The sequence below is a fragment of the Streptomyces sp. NPDC050743 genome, from assembly GCF_044456925.1.
Taxonomy (GTDB): domain Bacteria; phylum Actinomycetota; class Actinomycetes; order Streptomycetales; family Streptomycetaceae; genus Streptomyces.
In genome coordinates this window covers 1-14,855 of the sequence record NZ_JBITGJ010000142.1, presented here as the reverse complement: position 1 = coordinate 14,855, position 14,855 = coordinate 1, and the positions used below count along the sequence as shown (strand labels likewise).

The window sequence follows — 14,855 nt, the reverse complement described above, 5'->3', positions numbered from 1 at the left end:
TGACGGCGATCCGGCTATCCCTGCCCTGCTCCGCAGGAGTCCGATTCCTCCCCGGCCTGAAGGCCGGGGCATCCTCGGAGGAACCCGGTGAAGTACAGTAACCGCCGCAACCGCAGCCGACCGACTTACAGCCTTCGAAGTCCCGATGGCCAACCCTTGGACCGCAATGGCGTCCAGCCGATGGTTCGGGACGAAAAGATCTGGGACGGGCGGCTTCGGCCGGGGTCGGGACGGCTGTTTTGCCGGGTAGTTGTACGTAGCTACCCGCCCCGCAGATGGATAACGCAAGGTCGGCTCGACCGGTAAGAAGCTGCTGCCTCTCACGGTCAAGAACGTGGCACCGGCACCGAGCGGTCACGTGCACTGAGGTGGGTGAGGCACTTGATCGGGTGATTGAGTCGCTGGCGGGGGGAGTGGGGACGAGGTTGCTGCGGTGCTGGCTGCGGTCGACGCTTCACGTCATCGCCCTGCACGCGCCGCCGGCCTAGCCTCGGACGCCGTTGCCCGGCCCTGTAAGCGTCCCGCAGATCGTCTGCAAGGTGGCTGGCTCTGAGGGCCTGGGGTGTCTGAGAGGGGCGCTTACGACCACGCACCGTCGGGAAAGCACCTCCCCTGCGGTGGGAACGGAACGACTTCTACCGGGCGGAGGGCTACCACCAGCAGTTTCTCTCGGACCGGGCGGGTACTGCGGGCTGGGCGGGACGGGGGTCAAGCTAAGTGACCCCTTCGAGACGAACTGGAGGGCGTCCTGCCCGACGGGCGTCGCTCCGGCGCCGGAGGTCACGGACAAGTAGCCGGTCGGCGGTAGGCACTGGAGCGGGCGCCGTGGCGCCGGCAATTCGGCATGGTGCTGCGGCCGGCGCTCTCCGTCGCAGTGAACGGCAGTCGAAAATCAGTGGCCGCCTGATCCGGCTGACTCCACGCTGTACGCCATGGAACAACCGCAACGCGAGATCCGTGCGGCCTACGCGGACTCCACGATCACCGTCTACCAGGCGTACGGCCCGGAAATCGGCCTGCCCGCCGTCCAGGAGGGCCGTTTCCCCGCCGCGTGGAAGCGCGACAGGATGATGTGGATCAAGCCGTCGTTTCTGTGGATGATGTACCGATGCGGCTGGGGCGCCAAGGAGGGGCAGGAGACCGTTCTCGCGGTCGAGATCACCCGTGAGGGATTCGAGTGGGCGCTGCGTCACGCGTGTCTGTCGAGCTACGTCCACGGAATACACCCCGAGCGGGCCGCCTGGCAGCGTCAGTTGAAGCGCGCGCCCGCTCGCGTGCAGTGGGACCCCGAGCGGGATCTGCACCTCCAACCCCTGCCGTACCGGTCTCTGCAACTCGGCCTCTCCGGTGAGGCCGCACGACGCTATGCCGACGAGTGGACAGTCACCATCCGCGACGTGACCCCCCTCGCCCACGAGATCCACGCCCTGGTCAACGGTGGCGATCTGGACTCCGCCGCCCGGCTGCTGCCCCAAGAAGGCCCCTGACTTGTTGAAGGCGAAGTCCTTGGCCGCCTACGCGGATGACCGGCCGGTCCGCCCGACAGCCGGCTCAGGCCCATGCGTCACGTGACAGCACAGGCTCGGCGGGACCGGCGTGTTCTGCCCGATCGGTATCGTGAAGTTTGCCGAAGAGTGAGTGACTCGCTTCCGGGAGATCAGGCGGTACGGCTTGATTCCCCGGATCTGCCGGCAGACAACGATTAGTCCGCCCGGACGGCCGCAAGTTGGGCGTCCACGGCAACGACACCGTAGACGCCCTGGCACAGGCCCACGGCCACCGGGACGAGACGCGGCTCCGGGACGTGACCCCGCAGGGTAACGGCGCCGTCCCGAACCTCGACTGCGACGGTGCCCTTTTCCAGACCGAGGATGTGCCCCAGGACGTCCCGCTCGACCTCGCCGCGGATCTCGACGTCGGATCGGATGAAGACGTCCAGCAGGTCGCTGCGGCTGACGATGCCGGTCAGGAGCCCGTGGTCGCCGACCACCGGCAACTGCTTGACGTGCCGCCTGCGGAGTTCCCGCGCGGCCTGGGGGATCGTCCAGTCAGCACGGGCCGTGAAGACGGGACTGCTCATGAGCGCGCCCGCGGTCCGGGCCCGAGCCTTGCCCCATGCGTGCTCGTTATTGCCGTTCTGCCCCTGCGGGTCGGGCATGCCGGTCTCGTGCCGCAGCACGTCGGACGCGGACACGACGCCGATGGGAGCGCCCTCGTCGTCGATAACCGGGGCCGCGGCAATGTCGTTGGCGTCCAGCAAGGCGGCGATCTCGTGGAACGGTGTGTCGGGGCGGAGGGTGACGACCTCCTCAGTCATCACGTCACTGACCGTGCGGCGGTGCAGCATGGCATCGGCCTCCTCCATTTCGCGACGGGGCGGAGCCTCGGCCTCCCCGGCCGCTCGTCCACACCCGTCTCCCTACCCATGACAACACCGCGCCGCTCCGGTGACCAGTGACGTTCGGCCTGGCGGGGAGGGCCGGCTGTCCCACGGCGGCGTCCAGCGTGCCGCTCACCGCATGGCAGATGGCTGAGCTCTTCAACTGCGAGCATCGACCCCATCCGCATAGGGGAGGGCTACTACCTGCAATCCGCCGACGACGTCGCAGCCAAGCCGTACAAGCTGCTCATCCAGGCACTCGGCCGGTCCTCCAAGGTGGCCGTCGCGAAATACGCCTGGTCAGGACGCGAACGCCTCGGCTTGCTCCGCGTCCGCGACGACGTCCTCGTGCTGCACGCCATGCGCTGGCCGGACGAGATCCGTGACCCTACCGAGCTGCTGCCGCCGCCGGTAGAGGTGTCCGATGAGGAGATCGAGGGCGCGCTCGCTCTCATGGACACCATGACCACCGACAGCCTGGAAGGGCCCGCGCTTTGGCGGCCGGCCTCGTACAGCCCATCGGGCCAGGCGGTCGAGAGCAGGCCGTGTCCTTCTTCCGGCCGCCTGGTCCTCTGCGTGGACCCGGTCCGTTTCTCCCGCCCGGGTGCGGCGGACGGCGTCCGGGCCGGCGGATGGTCATTGGTCCGCGATGCGTATGAGGGCGAGCGTGATGTTGTCGGGTCCGCCGACCGCGATGGCGGCCTTCCACTGTTCGAAGGCGGCGCGGCCGTCGTCGTACTCCCGCAGCAGGCCGTCGAGGACGTCCTTCGGCAGCGGGTCGGGCAGACCATCGGTGCAGATCAGGTACCTGTCGCCGGGAGCCACGGGAGTGGCCGTCACATGGGCGGGTGATGGCGCGGTATTCCAGGGTGCCGCCGAGGGCCTGGGTCACGACGGAGGCCGTGCGCTGCCCTGGCTCCGGCGGCGGGTTGTCGTCCACGCTGACCTGGAGCAGTCCGTCCCGGGGCGCGGCGACCCGGCTGTCGCCCACGTTGAACGCCAGCAACGACGGGGCAATACGACGGCGCCTGCGACGGTCGTGCCCATCGTGGCCAGTGTGCCGCCGCCTGCCCCTGCGGCCGTGTACACCGCGCGATTACAGGCGTGCAGTGCCCGACGGACGTCGTCCTCACTGGCCACCTCGCCGGGCTGTCCGCCGAGCCCGGCGGCGACCGCGACGATGAGCGGCGTACCGAGCGGGAACACCAGCGTCTGTGGAGTCTCGGTCACGGTGGCGGACAACGCCCACGGCCCGATGACCAGGCTGTCCTCATTGCGGTCGCGGATCGCTCCCGGATGGCTCAGCGCGCTCACGGCGACGTACACCATCGGATGCCACCGCCTTCCCCTACCGGACCCATGTGACTCTCGACTGCTTGCCTTCGGGCGGGCGCCAGGCAGCGCGTCCGAGAACGGATCGCGCGCCGAGACCATTCTCAAGTGGCGCCCTCCTCGTGGCCCGCTGGGGGCGCCGTGCCTTCGCCTGGCCGGGTCTACGGCCCTCGTGCGCGAGAGGAGGACGCGGCGACCGGGGCCCTGCCGGGTGAAGGCGACCCGGCCCTGGTCGCGCCGCCCCGGCAGCTGTCGTGCGTACGACAGAGCACTGGTCGGGGCGCCCATGGTCCGCAGGCCTTGTTTCCCAAGGTGCAAGCGGCCCGTCGGCGCCATAGCGTGGAAAGACGGAGATGATGCTGCCCTGCTCATCTCATGGAGGTGAGTGGGGAGAGTGTGCGTCGTCGCGCAGGACGGGAAGGAGGGATTGCCGTGGGGGCAGCACCGGCGATCCTGCCGGAGACGCGCCTGACGCCGCAGCAGGCGCGTGAGAATGAGCGGCAGTGGTTCCTCGACGCATTCACCGGCGAGCTGAAGCCGGAGGAGAGCTCTGGCGAGGACCCGCAGGAGCGGCCGAAGCCGGTCCTTGTGGCGCGCTGGACCTTCGATTGACCGAACCTGCCTGGCAGGATCGCGTCTGGGCGCGGCACTGGCGGCGCACGGGAGCGGTCCTGATCGTGGGCGCGGGAGCGGTGGGTGGGTTCCTGGCCGAGGAACTGGCGCGGCTCGGGTTCAGCCCCCTCCACTTGGTCGATCCCGACGTGCTGGAGGTGGAGAACCTCGTCCGCCACCCGCTCGGTGCCCCGGCCCTGGGGCAGCCGAAGGCTTCGGGGCTGGCGCGCAGGATCCGCCGGGAGTTCCCGCCGTGCGAGGCCACCGGCGTCGATGCCGACTTCTTGAGGCTGCCTGATGGTGAGCAGCTGCGGCTGGCCGAGCAGGCCGAGGTGGTGGTGGCCGCGACAGACTCCGCCGCGTGCCAGCGGCGTGTCAACGCCGTGGCGCTCGCGGCCGGGAAGCCCGCCGTGTACCCGGGGGTGTGGGTGGACGCGCGGGTCCGCGATGCCGAGGTCGGTGAGATCCTCTGGGTACTTCCCGGCCGTCAAACGCCCTGCTACGAATGTGCGGCCGAGTTCCGGAACGGGGCGGCCGATGCGCAGGCGGCCCGGGGCGCCCGGGTCGACATCCAACTTGTCGCCCTGGCCACAGCCCAAGTCGTGGCCGCCCTGGCCGATCCCGACGACGAACGCGCGGCGATCCTCGACCCGCAGCGCACCGCCATCTACCTCCACGGGCTCACCCCCACCTCGCCCGCCATCCGCGACGCATTCCCCACCGGCGGGCTGGAGAGCCGCAACGTGCGCATCCCCTTTCCGGACCGGCCCTGCTCGGCGTGTCACGGCAGCCGACTACGGACCTGGGACGCAGCCCGGACACCACCCGATGAGCGGGAGGGAGCCCGCTGGGCGCATGTCGCCGCCTTCCTCACCATCGTGTTCATCGTCATGCTGCTGTTCCTCGTCTTGGCCGGCCGCCTCATGCGCAGTTGAGGGATGGCCTGGTCGTAGCGCCCCTGTTGTCGGGCGGTGGCCTCGGCCGTCGCGCTCAGTGTTTCGGATGCGGACCGACCATGACCGGGCACAGGGCGTGATACAGCACGCCCTGGCTGACGGACCCGAGCAGCAGGCCTGTGAAACCTCCCAGGCCCCGGGATCCCACCACAAGGCCCAGCACGTGTGTGGACGCTTCGATCAGCACCTTCACCGGGTGGCCGCGCACAACCTCGTGGTGAAGCTCCACATCCGGGTAGGCGGCGCCGCGGCCGGCCACTGTCTCCGAGAGCAGCCTGCGACACTCCTGCTGTGCGGCCTGCTCGTCAAGGGCACCGAGGAGCGGCGGGTGCCATACATACAGCGCCCGTAGCCCCGCGCCGCGCGAAGCCGCCTCCTCGAACGCGTAGTCGACAGCCGTCTTCGAGTCTGGGCTGCCATCCACGCCCACCACGAGGAACGGGGGCTGCTGCGTGACGTGTTCGGCTTCGCGCACGACGATCACCGGGCAGTGGGCGTGGGCGATGACCGGCACTGCCACCGACAGGGAGCGGGGGAGCTCCTGTACGGCTGTCAGGTGCCGGGAGCCAAGTACGACTGCTGCGGCCTTCTACGCCTGCCCGCGCAGAACCGAGGCCGCATCGCCTTCCACGAGCAGGACCGACACCTCGACCTCGGGCCGTCGGTCCCTGACGAAAGCCTCGACCTGCTCAAGGGCGCGTGTGCCGAGCGTACGCAGCGCCTCGTCCCACGTCTCCCACGCCGGTGTCAGTTCCGCCGTCCGGTATTTGGAGGGCGGTGCCTCTCGCGCGTGCGCCAGGCGCAGCGGCAGCCTGCGCCTGGTGGCCTCGTCGACGGCCCAGGCCAGCGCCAGCCACTGCGTGGGATCGGGGTCGATGCCCACCACGATCGGCTGGGTGTCCGGCGAACTGGTCATCACGTACTCCGCGAGGTGGCTCTGTCACTGGAGTGAGCCTGACGGTCCGGCACACCGCCTGGGCAGTCCGCCTGTCGTGACCTGCAGCGCCGAATCGATGTTGCTACCCGGTACCTGAGCCGGGTGCGGCTTCACGGTCGGGCGAGAGCCTTGGTGTTGCCTCACCGGCGCAGTCCTGGTGAACCGACCAGTGGCGGGGTGGGCAGTCCCGCGTTCTCGTGGAGACCGTTCAGCCACTCCTGCAGAGCCTCCTGGACGGTGTACCGGGGCGCCCACGCCAGTTCGCGCTGTGCCCGCGTCGTGTCCATGATTGGGAAGTGCAGGACGGCGTCGAACAGGGACGGAGGAGTATGCAGCAGATGCCCTCGCCAGGCGGCGGAGACTGCGGCCCGGACCGGCCAACCCGGCACCGGAACGGCCCGTGCGTCGAACATCTTGGCCAGCATGGCCGCGTCCACGACGGGCTCGGCGGCCAGGTTGAAGGCTCCGTGCACCGTACGCACGATGGCCTGCCGGAAGGCCTCGGCCGCGTCATCGGTGTGTAGGGCCTGGTAGCGCATGCCGGGGATGTCCGGGATTGCGGGCATGCGCTCCGGGTGGGTCAGGCGCTTGGGCACCAGCGGGCCGCGGAACAAACGGTGCTGCTCGCACGCGGCTTCCCGCTTGAACATGAAGCCCGGCCGCATCCGCACCACGCGGACCTCGGGGTGCTGGAGTTCGAAGGCGTCCAGGACGCGCTCGACATAAGCCTTCTCCTGGCACAGCGTCGACTCCGGCCAGCCGTCAGTGGGCCAGAGCTCGTCCACGGCCCGGTCCTTGGGCCCGGGTGAGTAGGCCCCGACGAAGGATGCGTAGATCAGCGCGGGGACGCCGGCCGCGGCCGCGGCGTCGAAGACCCGGATGCTGCCCTGAACGTTTGTGCGCCAGGTCGTCGCCGGGTGATGCGTGGGCTGGAACAGCCACGCCAGGTGGACGACGACGTCCGCGTCGGCGAAGTGACCGGCCAGGTCGGTGCTGCCGTCCGCGATGTCCGCGCTCGCCCACTCGGTCTTCGCCGGAGACCACTGCGGAAGGCGGCGGACCAATCCCAGAATCGAGTCGATCCGGGGATCCGCGCCGAGTGTCTGAACAACGCTGGTGCCGAGGTTTCCGGTGGCCCCGACGACGACCATGCGCATGCCGGGAGCTTCCATGGGTCTCGCCTGCCCTTCAGGCGCTGAGGTGGAAAGGTTGTTGAGTCCCCTTCCACGACCGTAAGACGACATCGGCGGCACCGCACGTGGCTACGCGCCGCCCGCAGACCGTGCGTCTGCGCCTTGATGCATGCGCGCGGCCGCGATCGGCACGTCCGCCCATCCGGCGCACATCGGCTGCCCCGCATGTCTCGTTGATCCAGTCGTGATCACGCTGGCCCTGGCACTGGGCGTGCGCGAGCTGGTGCGGCGCGGGGCGGTCGTCAAACGCCTCAGCGCGGTGGAGACGCTCGGTTCCACGGACGTGATCTGCACCGACAAGACCGGCACCCTCACCGAGAAACGCATGTAGGTCACCACCGTGTGGACCGCCGCGGGTCAGCAGGGGCTCGCCGACACCGCCGCCACCGGGGGACCGCCCGACGACGAGGCGTTGCATGCTCTCGCGACGGTGATGGCATGGTGCAACAACGCACAGCTGGACACCCCCGGCGGCCCGGTGGGTGATCCAACCGAACTGGCCCTGCTGACAGCCGCCGCGGATCTGGGATGCGGTGTCGACACCGACGAGCGGGATGCCGGGCGCCGCCGCCCGTTCCACTTCACCCCGTACGCAAACTGATGTCGACGATCGACCAGCGCGACGACGGACTCTGGATCGATGTCAAGGGAGCCCCCGAGGCGGTCCTGCCGCTGTGCACCACCGTCGGACAGGCCGACGGCACGGTCGGCCCGCTCACCGAGCAACGACGCCACACGATCGCCGGCCAGGTGGACGCATTCGCCCGCCAGGGGCTCCGTGTCCTGGCCGCGGCCGAGCGGCACCTGGCCGCCGGCGCCGGATTACCGGAACGTCGCGAGGAGGCCGAAGACCGGCTGGTCTTCCTGGGGCTGGTGGCGATGGCCGATCCACCTCGCCCCGAGGTGGCCGACGCGGTCGCCCGCTGCCACAGCGCCGGCATCCGGATCATCGTGGTCACCGGCGACCACGCCCTGACCGCGACCGCGATCGCCGGCCAGGTCGGCATCGGCGGGCCAGAACCGAAGGTGATCACCGGCGACGTACTCGACCACATGCCCGAACACGAACTGGACCAGCTGCTGCGCCACCACCGGGAGCTGATCTTCGCCCGCACCTCCCCGGAGGCCAAGCTGAGGATCGCCGACGCGCTGCGCGCCGAAGGCCACGTCGTGGCCATGACCGGCGACGGCGTCAACGACGCACCCGCCCTGCGGCGGGCCAACATCGGGGTCGCCATGGGCCGCTCCGGCACCGACGTGGCCCGCGAGGCGGCCACCATGGTGCTCACCGACGACAACTTCGCCACCATCGTCGCCGCTGTGCACGCGGGCCGCCGGGTGTACGACAACAACCGCAAGTTCGTCTGCTACATCTTCGCCCACACCACCCCGGAGGTCGCCCCGTTCCTGGTCTACGCCCTGGCCGGCGGAGCCGTACCGCTGCCACTGACCGTGCTGCAACTCCTCGTCTTCGACGTCGGCACCGAGACACTCCCCGCCCTTGCTCTCGGCCGGGAGAAGGCCGAGCCCGGACTGATGGACCGCCCGCCCCGCCCCCGCTCCGAGGGCGTCATCCGCGGCTCCATGCTGTTGCGCGCCTGGCTCTTCCTCGGCGTCATCTGCGCCGCCCTGCAGCTGACCGGCTTCTTCGCCGTACTCTGGCACGCGGGCTGGCACCCGGGCGCCCCCACCGGCCCCGCCACACCACGCCTACCAGCAGGCGACCACCATGACCTTCCTCGGCATGATCGCCGGCCAGATCGGCACCGCGTTCGCCGCCCGCACCGACCGCGCCTCGCTGCGCTCCATCGGCGTGTTCACCAACCCCCTGCTGCTGTGGGGCATCGCCTTCGAACCCGCCCTCGCCGCCGTCTTCATCTACACCCCGCCCCTGCAGGCCCTGTTGGGCACCGCCGCCCTTACCCCGCGCATGCTCGCCCTCGTCGTCCCCTTCCCCTTCATCGTCTGGGGCGCCGACGAACTACGGTGCTGGCTGCTGCGGCGCCGACGGGCCGTCCCGGCGAGTTAGCGGTCCGCGGGCGGCCAACGAAATCGCCGTTCAGGATGTCGGCCCGGCCGACAGGAACAAGGGACCCGAGAATGACACCCAGCTCATCAAGGGCCGGACAACGGGCACTCGGCAGACGGCCGCCCGGCCCGGTGCCGCTTGCACTCCCCGACCACCCGTGCACCGCTTCCGAGCCGGACAGTCTCGTCGGCTGCGGGCGACCTGTGGGGTCACCACGGTAGGACGCGTCCGCGGCCGGCTGCTCATCCTGCCAGGGCTTGGGTGCATGAGAGGAGGCGGGTTCACCGGCCATGCTGGACAAACTCACGGGTACCGCTCTTCAGGACGGCATCGGGTGCGAGACCGGTCGGCCGCCGTGAAGAGCGCGATCGACGTCCTCGCTAGGGCCTGTGTGATGTCGTGATCAATCTTGTCGATCCGGGTCTGTCTTCGAGGCGGATCCGGTAAGAAGACGATCGTGACGCGCAGGCAACTCACCGACGAGCAGTGGAAGTTGATCGAGCCGTTCCTGCCGATAGGCGAGTACGGCCCGTACCCCGAGCGGCTGCGGGATCAGTTCGAGGGCGTGATCTGGCGGTTCAGGACAGGCGCGCAGTGGCGGGAGATGCCGGAAAAGTTCGGGCCCTGGCCGACTGTCTACGGACGTTTCAGGGTCTGGCGGAACGCCGGTGTCTTCACCGCCCTGCTGGAGGGCTGATCGCCGAGGCCGCCCGCCAGGGCAAGACAGACTTATCCCTGGTCAGCGTGGACTCCACGACCGTCCGTGCTCACCACGACGCCGCCGGGATGATCGTCGGCACGGACGTCATGGAGGCTCTCGAGGAAGCCGCCGCCGAGCAGGAACAGGCCCGGCAAAAAGGGGCGACGAGGCGGAACAGAACGGGTGGGACGGCGGAAACGAGCCTGAGCGGGCCGAACGCCGACGCATCCGCCGCCGACGCAGACTCCGTCTGAAGGAAGCCCTGCTCGGAAGGTCCCGCGGCGGGCTGACCAGCAAGTCACCTCGCTGCCGACCGCAGGCGCCGACCTCTGTCGTTCGTTGTGACCGCCGGGCAGGCCGCGGACAGCCCCCAGTTCATCCCCGTGCTGAAGAAGATCCGTGTCCGGCTACCGGTCGGCCGGCCCCGCATCCGGCCGGACGCGGTCGCCGCGGACAAGACTACTCGTCCCGCGCCAATCGCGCCCACCTGCGCAAACGTTGCATCAAGGCGGTCATCCCGGAGAAGAAGGACCAGGTGGCCAACCGCAAGAAGAAGGGCAGCCGGGGCGGCCGTCCCGTCACTTTCGACGCCGGTCTTTACCGCGAGCGCAACACCGTCGAGCGACTGATCAACCGGCTGAAGGACTGGCGCGGCATCGCCACACGCTTCGACAAGACGCCCGAGAGCTACCTCGCCGGCCTCGAACTCCGCGCCTCGATGGGGCCTTGGGACAGGTCCCCTCCTGCGGGATCGCCCGCCACGGCCCGCCGGTCCGGAACCGCCAGATCGCGCCTTCGAACTGCTGCCACAGCCGCTCGGGGTACGGGCCGGACTGCCGATCGGCAGGTAGGGCTCGATGAACTCCCACTCGTTGTCGTCAGTTGCACCCGGGTCAAGCAGGACGATCTACCGGATCAGGCGAGGGGGCGAATCCCGCAGTATCGGACTCGATACGCCCCCCTGGCAGCGTCTCCAGAAAGTTCGGACACGAGCCTTGTTCGGAAGACTCGCACCCCCTAGCGTACGCATAACCGGTCCGGCGTACGGATATACGTACTAGGAGTAGTGGTGGCACACACCCCAGCTTCGTCTCGATCTCCCCAAACGCGTACGACCAAAGGCCATGACCCAGGGCAGGTCGCGCCGCGACTCGACCGCCTCGAGATCTGGCCGTACCCGCGCGTGGTAATGGCGTTGGTGGGAATCACGTTTTTCTTCGCCTGGTTCGACATCGGCAACATCGGCACCGCGTTGCCGCGAGTGGTCGAGGAGTTCGGCGTCTCGAAGGAGGCGGGGGCGACGGTGGTGAGCCTGGGACTGGGGGGCTACATCGCCGGCGGGCTGGTGGGCAGCGTCCTCGCCGATCGCTTCGGTCGTCGCGTGGGATTCCTCTTCGCGGTGTTGTTCTATGGGATCGGATCCCTGGTGAACGGGCTCAGCGGCAACATCGAGGTCTTCTCGGTGTTCCGGTTCGTGTCCGGAATGGGCATCGGGGCCGCGTTGGGCGTGGTGAGCACCTACATGAGTGAGATCGCCCCGGCCAAGGGGCGCGGCCGCTACATGGCCTGGACCACCCTCCCCGCGCTGTGTGGCTACGCGGTGGTCCCCATCCTCTCTCTCTGGCTGGTGCCGCATGTCGAGATCGGCTGGCGGCTGCTCCTGATCGTCCCGATGGTCGGCACCGTGGTGTTCCTGTCCGGCTTCCATCTGCTGCCGGAGTCGCCGCGTTGGCTGGCCTCACGCGGACGGATGGAAGAGGCAAACCGCATAGTGACCGCGGCGGAGGAGCGCGCGGCTCGGCTGACGGGGCGCTCGCTCGCGCCCGTCGCTGCACCGGCGGCGACATCCGGGAAGGAGGGGCGCAGCTTCCTGGTCGTCTTCAGCCGGAAGGTCCTGCCCTGGACGATCCTGTTCTTCGTCCTCTGGACCCTGAACTACATCCCGATCTACGGCGTGGGCGGCATGGGCGTGACGTTGATGACCGACCACGGAGTGCCACTGGGCAAGAGCATCGAGCTGACACTCGGCAGCAGTGCCGGCATCATCCTCGGCGGCCTCGTCGCGCCGTGGGTCGCGGATCGCATGCCACGCAAGTGGCCCGCATTCGGCGTCTGCCTGGTCCTGGGAACGACCCTGATCCTGTTGGGTTTCTTCCCGACGAACACGATGCTCGCCATCACCTTCTTCGTGCTCGGTTTCCAGGTCGGCATCTTCGCCCCGCTGGTGTACCTGCTCACTGCCGAGCATTTCCCAACGTCAGGGCGGGCCACCGGAATCGCCCTGTGCAACGCAGTCGGACACGTCGGAGGGGCAATCGCCCCCATACTCATCGTCGCAGTGGACGCATCGTTCGGATTCGGCGCCACCTGGTCGATGCTCGGCATCCTCGTCTTCGCCCTGGCGGCGGGGCTGTTGCTGACCCGCAACACCACCGGGGTGTCGCTGGAATCGACCACCGCCGAAAGCGGGCCGATCACCGCTGCTCCCCTCGCGGCCAATTGACCGCGAACAGCACGCATCGAAACAGACACCCGCGCAAAGTGCAGAACTTCCGCGCGACAGCAAAAGGAGCAGGACCCGTAGCGGGCGGCGGAGATCCTCACTTACGGCGCCAGGGTCACCGACGACGACGGTTCGATGACCCTCGAACTGATCGAGGACCATCCGTCCGGAGAGGTCGGCTTCGAGGAAACCGTCACAGTAACCCCGACGGAGGAGTTCTGACATGGATTTCACGCCCACCGACGAGCAGCGCCAGCTGGTCGAGATGGTCCGGTCGTTCGTGCAAAAGGAGATCGTCCCGCTCGAGACCGAGCTTCCCCCGGACGCCGGACGCCTGCCGGAGCACGTCGCCGCGCCGCTTCGACGCAAGGTCGAGCAGATGGGCCTGGAGTGCTGGGACGCCCCCAGTGAGGTGGGTGGCCCGGGCCTCGACGTCATCACTCAGACGCTGCTGGCGATCGAGATGTCGCAGCATCGTGCGGGCTTGTACACCCCGTGCTACGGACTGTTCGGCGGCGGGGGGCTGGCCAACCTCTACGACGCCGACGAGGATCAGAAGAAGCGCTATCTCTACCCGACGATGCGGGGGGAGCGCCGCGGCTTCTTCGCTCTCTCCGAGCCCTCGGGCGGTTCGGATCCCGCACGCGCGATCCGGACGAAGGCGGTGCGTGACGGCGACGACTGGATCATCAACGGCTCGAAGATGTGGATCTCCGGGGTCGTCGACGCCGACTACGGCATCGTCGTCGCGCGCACGGGTGAGGGTCGAGGTGGGCTGACCCAGTTCATCGTCGACAAGGACACCCCCGGCCTCACGATGACCAGGGTCATCCCCTCGCTGCGGCGGGTCGAGGAGCCGACCGAGCTCGAGTTCGACAACGTCCGGGTTCCCGACGCCAACCGGCTCGGCGAAGAGGGGAAGGGGTTCGCCAATGCCGCGGGCCGGTTGGTGAAGGTGCGCATCCCCTATTCGGCACAGTGCGTCGGTGTGGCCATCGCCGCGCACCGCCTCGCCGTCGACTACGCGAAGATCCGGGAGACGTTCGGGCGCAAGCTTGCCCAGCAGCAGGGCATCCAGTGGATGCTCGTCGACAACGAAGTCGACATCGACACCGCGCGCCTCCTGGTACTCCAGGCCGCCCAGCTGGCCGACGCCGGCAAGAACGTCAAGCGCGAGGCGGCGATGGCCAAGCTGTACTGCACCGAGGCCGCGTCCCGCGTCATCGACCGCTCGATGCAGATCCACGGCGGGCTCGGTGTCGCCGCCGAGATGCCGTTCGAGCGCTGGTACCGCGAGATGCGCATCCGCCGCATCGGCGAGGGGCCCAACGAAGTCCAGCGGCTGGTCATCGCCCGAGAACTGCTCGGCGGCGCCGCCTCGATCCGAGGAGAGAAGAAGTAACCGTATCAACCGAACACCCCCGGCGCGCGATCCGCATCGGGAACACAACGTGTCCGTCAGCTCACCACCGACAACCGCACCCTGGACGAACGGCTCAAGGCAGCCCGCTCGAACCTGCGCTTCCAGGACCGGCGCGTCGCCGACCTTGAGACCCGCCTCGCCGACTCAATGGTGCACTGAATCACCTCAGCCAACTTCGGACGGCGGTCTCACCGGCCTTGGCCGGTGAGACCGCGTCGTCGAGGCGGACGCTGAGCTGAGAACCCAACTCCTGGAAGCCCAGCGCAAGTGCCACACGCTTTGACGGATGAGGCCGTGCTCTCCATTGCGGAAGCAGCTCGGCGTCCAGTGCATGCGCCACCGCCGCAGACGCCACGACCCGCGCCAGTCCCCGGCCGCGGTGCCCCGGCGCGACGAGCACACTCAAATGAGCCACCGACTGCGGCCAAGCTTGATAGCCGGCTGCGGCAACCACGTCGTCCCGCTCGCGGAGGACGAACGCGGGAGAGGTGATGTCCTCCAAGCCGCTTTCGCTGGCGTCCTCTTCACCAGAACGGGCCAGGAGTGCGTCCAGTTCATCGTCGCCGCCCAGCGCCTCCTCGACAGCGGCACCTCCTTGCACAGGCAGGAAGTCGGCGCGGTCAAGATAGAAGAGGGACGCAGGACCAAGCACGTCAAGGACGGCCAACACCTCACGCAGGCGGTCCGGAGCAATAGTCATTCCTGAAGGGGCGGAGTGTGTCAAGCGGGGTATTTCCGATGGTTGTCGGTGGTTCTGGGCAGCGTTGACCGGCTCGCCGTCGGTCGGATG

Annotated in this window: 15 protein-coding genes and 5 pseudogenes; 12 read left to right on the top strand and 8 right to left on the bottom strand. The window is 68.8% G+C overall.

Going from position 1 to position 14,855, the window contains the following annotated elements; all coding sequences use genetic code 11:
• Positions 1–633 precede the first annotated feature (633 nt).
• Both ACIBJF_RS47745 and ACIBJF_RS47740 read left to right on the top strand, forming a co-directional pair.
• Positions 634–794 (top strand): annotated as a pseudogene (locus tag ACIBJF_RS47745) (peptide-methionine (S)-S-oxide reductase); the annotation flags it as partial.
• A 138-nt stretch (positions 795–932) separates the two neighbouring features.
• Positions 933–1,487 carry a DUF4291 domain-containing protein gene (locus ACIBJF_RS47740; protein WP_399184049.1) on the top strand — a complete coding sequence of 185 codons (555 nt, stop codon included), beginning with the start codon at positions 933–935 and terminating at the stop codon, positions 1,485–1,487.
• 215 nt (positions 1,488–1,702) lie between these two features.
• Here the strand turns inward: ACIBJF_RS47740 and ACIBJF_RS47735 are convergent, their stop codons facing one another.
• Positions 1,703–2,347: a CBS domain-containing protein gene (locus ACIBJF_RS47735; RefSeq protein WP_399184047.1), complete on the bottom strand. Its 645-nt coding sequence runs from the start codon at positions 2,345–2,347 to the stop codon at positions 1,703–1,705.
• A 201-nt stretch (positions 2,348–2,548) separates the two neighbouring features.
• Between ACIBJF_RS47735 and ACIBJF_RS47730 the strand changes: the two are divergent.
• A pseudogene (locus tag ACIBJF_RS47730) lies at positions 2,549–2,866 on the top strand (Ku protein); the annotation flags it as partial.
• 150 nt (positions 2,867–3,016) lie between these two features.
• Here ACIBJF_RS47730 and ACIBJF_RS47725 read toward each other — a convergent pair.
• Both ACIBJF_RS47725 and ACIBJF_RS47720 read right to left on the bottom strand, forming a co-directional pair.
• Positions 3,017–3,220: a hypothetical protein gene (locus ACIBJF_RS47725; RefSeq protein ID WP_399184045.1), complete on the bottom strand. Its 204-nt coding sequence runs from the start codon at positions 3,218–3,220 to the stop codon at positions 3,017–3,019.
• A 48-nt stretch (positions 3,221–3,268) separates the two neighbouring features.
• A complete protein-coding gene (locus tag ACIBJF_RS47720) occupies positions 3,269–3,709 on the bottom strand; it encodes a hypothetical protein (protein WP_399184043.1) in 441 nt (146 codons plus the stop codon).
• Positions 3,710–4,144: 435 nt separating this feature from the next.
• On the opposite strand from ACIBJF_RS47720, the gene ACIBJF_RS47715 reads away from it, so the two are divergent.
• Together ACIBJF_RS47715 and ACIBJF_RS47710 are read left to right on the top strand one after the other, a co-directional pair.
• Positions 4,145–4,324, top strand: coding sequence for a hypothetical protein (locus ACIBJF_RS47715; RefSeq protein ID WP_399184041.1), 180 nt, complete (start codon positions 4,145–4,147; stop codon positions 4,322–4,324).
• Positions 4,321–5,259, top strand: coding sequence for a ThiF family adenylyltransferase (locus ACIBJF_RS47710; RefSeq protein ID WP_399184040.1), 939 nt, complete (start codon positions 4,321–4,323; stop codon positions 5,257–5,259). Before ACIBJF_RS47715 ends, ACIBJF_RS47710 begins: the two co-directional genes overlap by 4 nt.
• 55 nt (positions 5,260–5,314) lie before the next feature.
• Here ACIBJF_RS47710 and ACIBJF_RS47705 read toward each other — a convergent pair whose 3' ends face one another.
• The 3 genes from ACIBJF_RS47705 to ACIBJF_RS47695 form a co-directional block, all read right to left on the bottom strand.
• The gene (locus ACIBJF_RS47705; RefSeq protein WP_399184038.1) at positions 5,315–5,800 is read right to left on the bottom strand and encodes a universal stress protein; all 486 of its coding nucleotides are present in this window, start codon (positions 5,798–5,800) and stop codon (positions 5,315–5,317) included.
• A 69-nt stretch (positions 5,801–5,869) separates the two neighbouring features.
• Positions 5,870–6,196, bottom strand: coding sequence for a universal stress protein (locus ACIBJF_RS47700; RefSeq protein WP_399184036.1), 327 nt, complete (start codon positions 6,194–6,196; stop codon positions 5,870–5,872).
• Positions 6,197–6,357: 161 nt separating this feature from the next.
• Positions 6,358–7,389 carry an NAD-dependent epimerase/dehydratase family protein gene (locus tag ACIBJF_RS47695; protein ID WP_399184034.1) on the bottom strand — a complete coding sequence of 344 codons (1,032 nt, stop codon included), beginning with the start codon at positions 7,387–7,389 and terminating at the stop codon, positions 6,358–6,360.
• Between the two features lie 205 nt (positions 7,390–7,594).
• Here ACIBJF_RS47695 and ACIBJF_RS47690 point away from each other — a divergent pair, with 205 nt between their 5' ends.
• From ACIBJF_RS47690 to ACIBJF_RS47670, 5 genes and pseudogenes are all read left to right on the top strand, one after another.
• Positions 7,595–7,741 (top strand): hypothetical protein, encoded by a 147-nt coding sequence (locus tag ACIBJF_RS47690; protein ID WP_365331880.1) that lies wholly within the window; start codon positions 7,595–7,597, stop codon positions 7,739–7,741.
• A 9-nt stretch (positions 7,742–7,750) separates the two neighbouring features.
• Positions 7,751–8,011: a hypothetical protein gene (locus tag ACIBJF_RS47685; RefSeq protein ID WP_399184031.1), complete on the top strand. Its 261-nt coding sequence runs from the start codon at positions 7,751–7,753 to the stop codon at positions 8,009–8,011.
• Positions 7,939–9,030: pseudogene (locus tag ACIBJF_RS47680) on the top strand (cation-translocating P-type ATPase); the annotation flags it as partial. The gene ACIBJF_RS47685 and the pseudogene ACIBJF_RS47680, both read left to right, overlap by 73 nt.
• A gap of 109 nt (positions 9,031–9,139) precedes the next feature.
• Positions 9,140–9,439: a cation transporting ATPase C-terminal domain-containing protein gene (locus ACIBJF_RS47675; RefSeq protein ID WP_399184030.1), complete on the top strand. Its 300-nt coding sequence runs from the start codon at positions 9,140–9,142 to the stop codon at positions 9,437–9,439.
• Between the two features lie 457 nt (positions 9,440–9,896).
• A pseudogene (locus ACIBJF_RS47670) lies at positions 9,897–10,860 on the top strand (IS5 family transposase); the annotation flags it as partial.
• Between the two features lie 19 nt (positions 10,861–10,879).
• Here ACIBJF_RS47670 and ACIBJF_RS47665 read toward each other — a convergent pair.
• Positions 10,880–11,036: pseudogene (locus ACIBJF_RS47665) on the bottom strand (transposase); the annotation flags it as partial.
• 301 nt (positions 11,037–11,337) lie between these two features.
• On the opposite strand from ACIBJF_RS47665, the gene ACIBJF_RS47660 reads away from it, so the two are divergent.
• Both ACIBJF_RS47660 and ACIBJF_RS47655 read left to right on the top strand, forming a co-directional pair.
• Entirely contained in the window at positions 11,338–12,642 is a 1,305-nt protein-coding gene (locus tag ACIBJF_RS47660; protein WP_399184027.1) for an MFS transporter, read from the top strand.
• 223 nt (positions 12,643–12,865) lie between these two features.
• Positions 12,866–14,044, top strand: coding sequence for an acyl-CoA dehydrogenase family protein (locus ACIBJF_RS47655; protein WP_399184025.1), 1,179 nt, complete (start codon positions 12,866–12,868; stop codon positions 14,042–14,044).
• Between the two features lie 181 nt (positions 14,045–14,225).
• On the opposite strand, the gene ACIBJF_RS47650 is transcribed toward ACIBJF_RS47655, so the two are convergent.
• Positions 14,226–14,855 (bottom strand): GNAT family N-acetyltransferase (locus ACIBJF_RS47650; protein ID WP_399184023.1); only part of this gene is annotated, 630 nt, incomplete at its 5' end.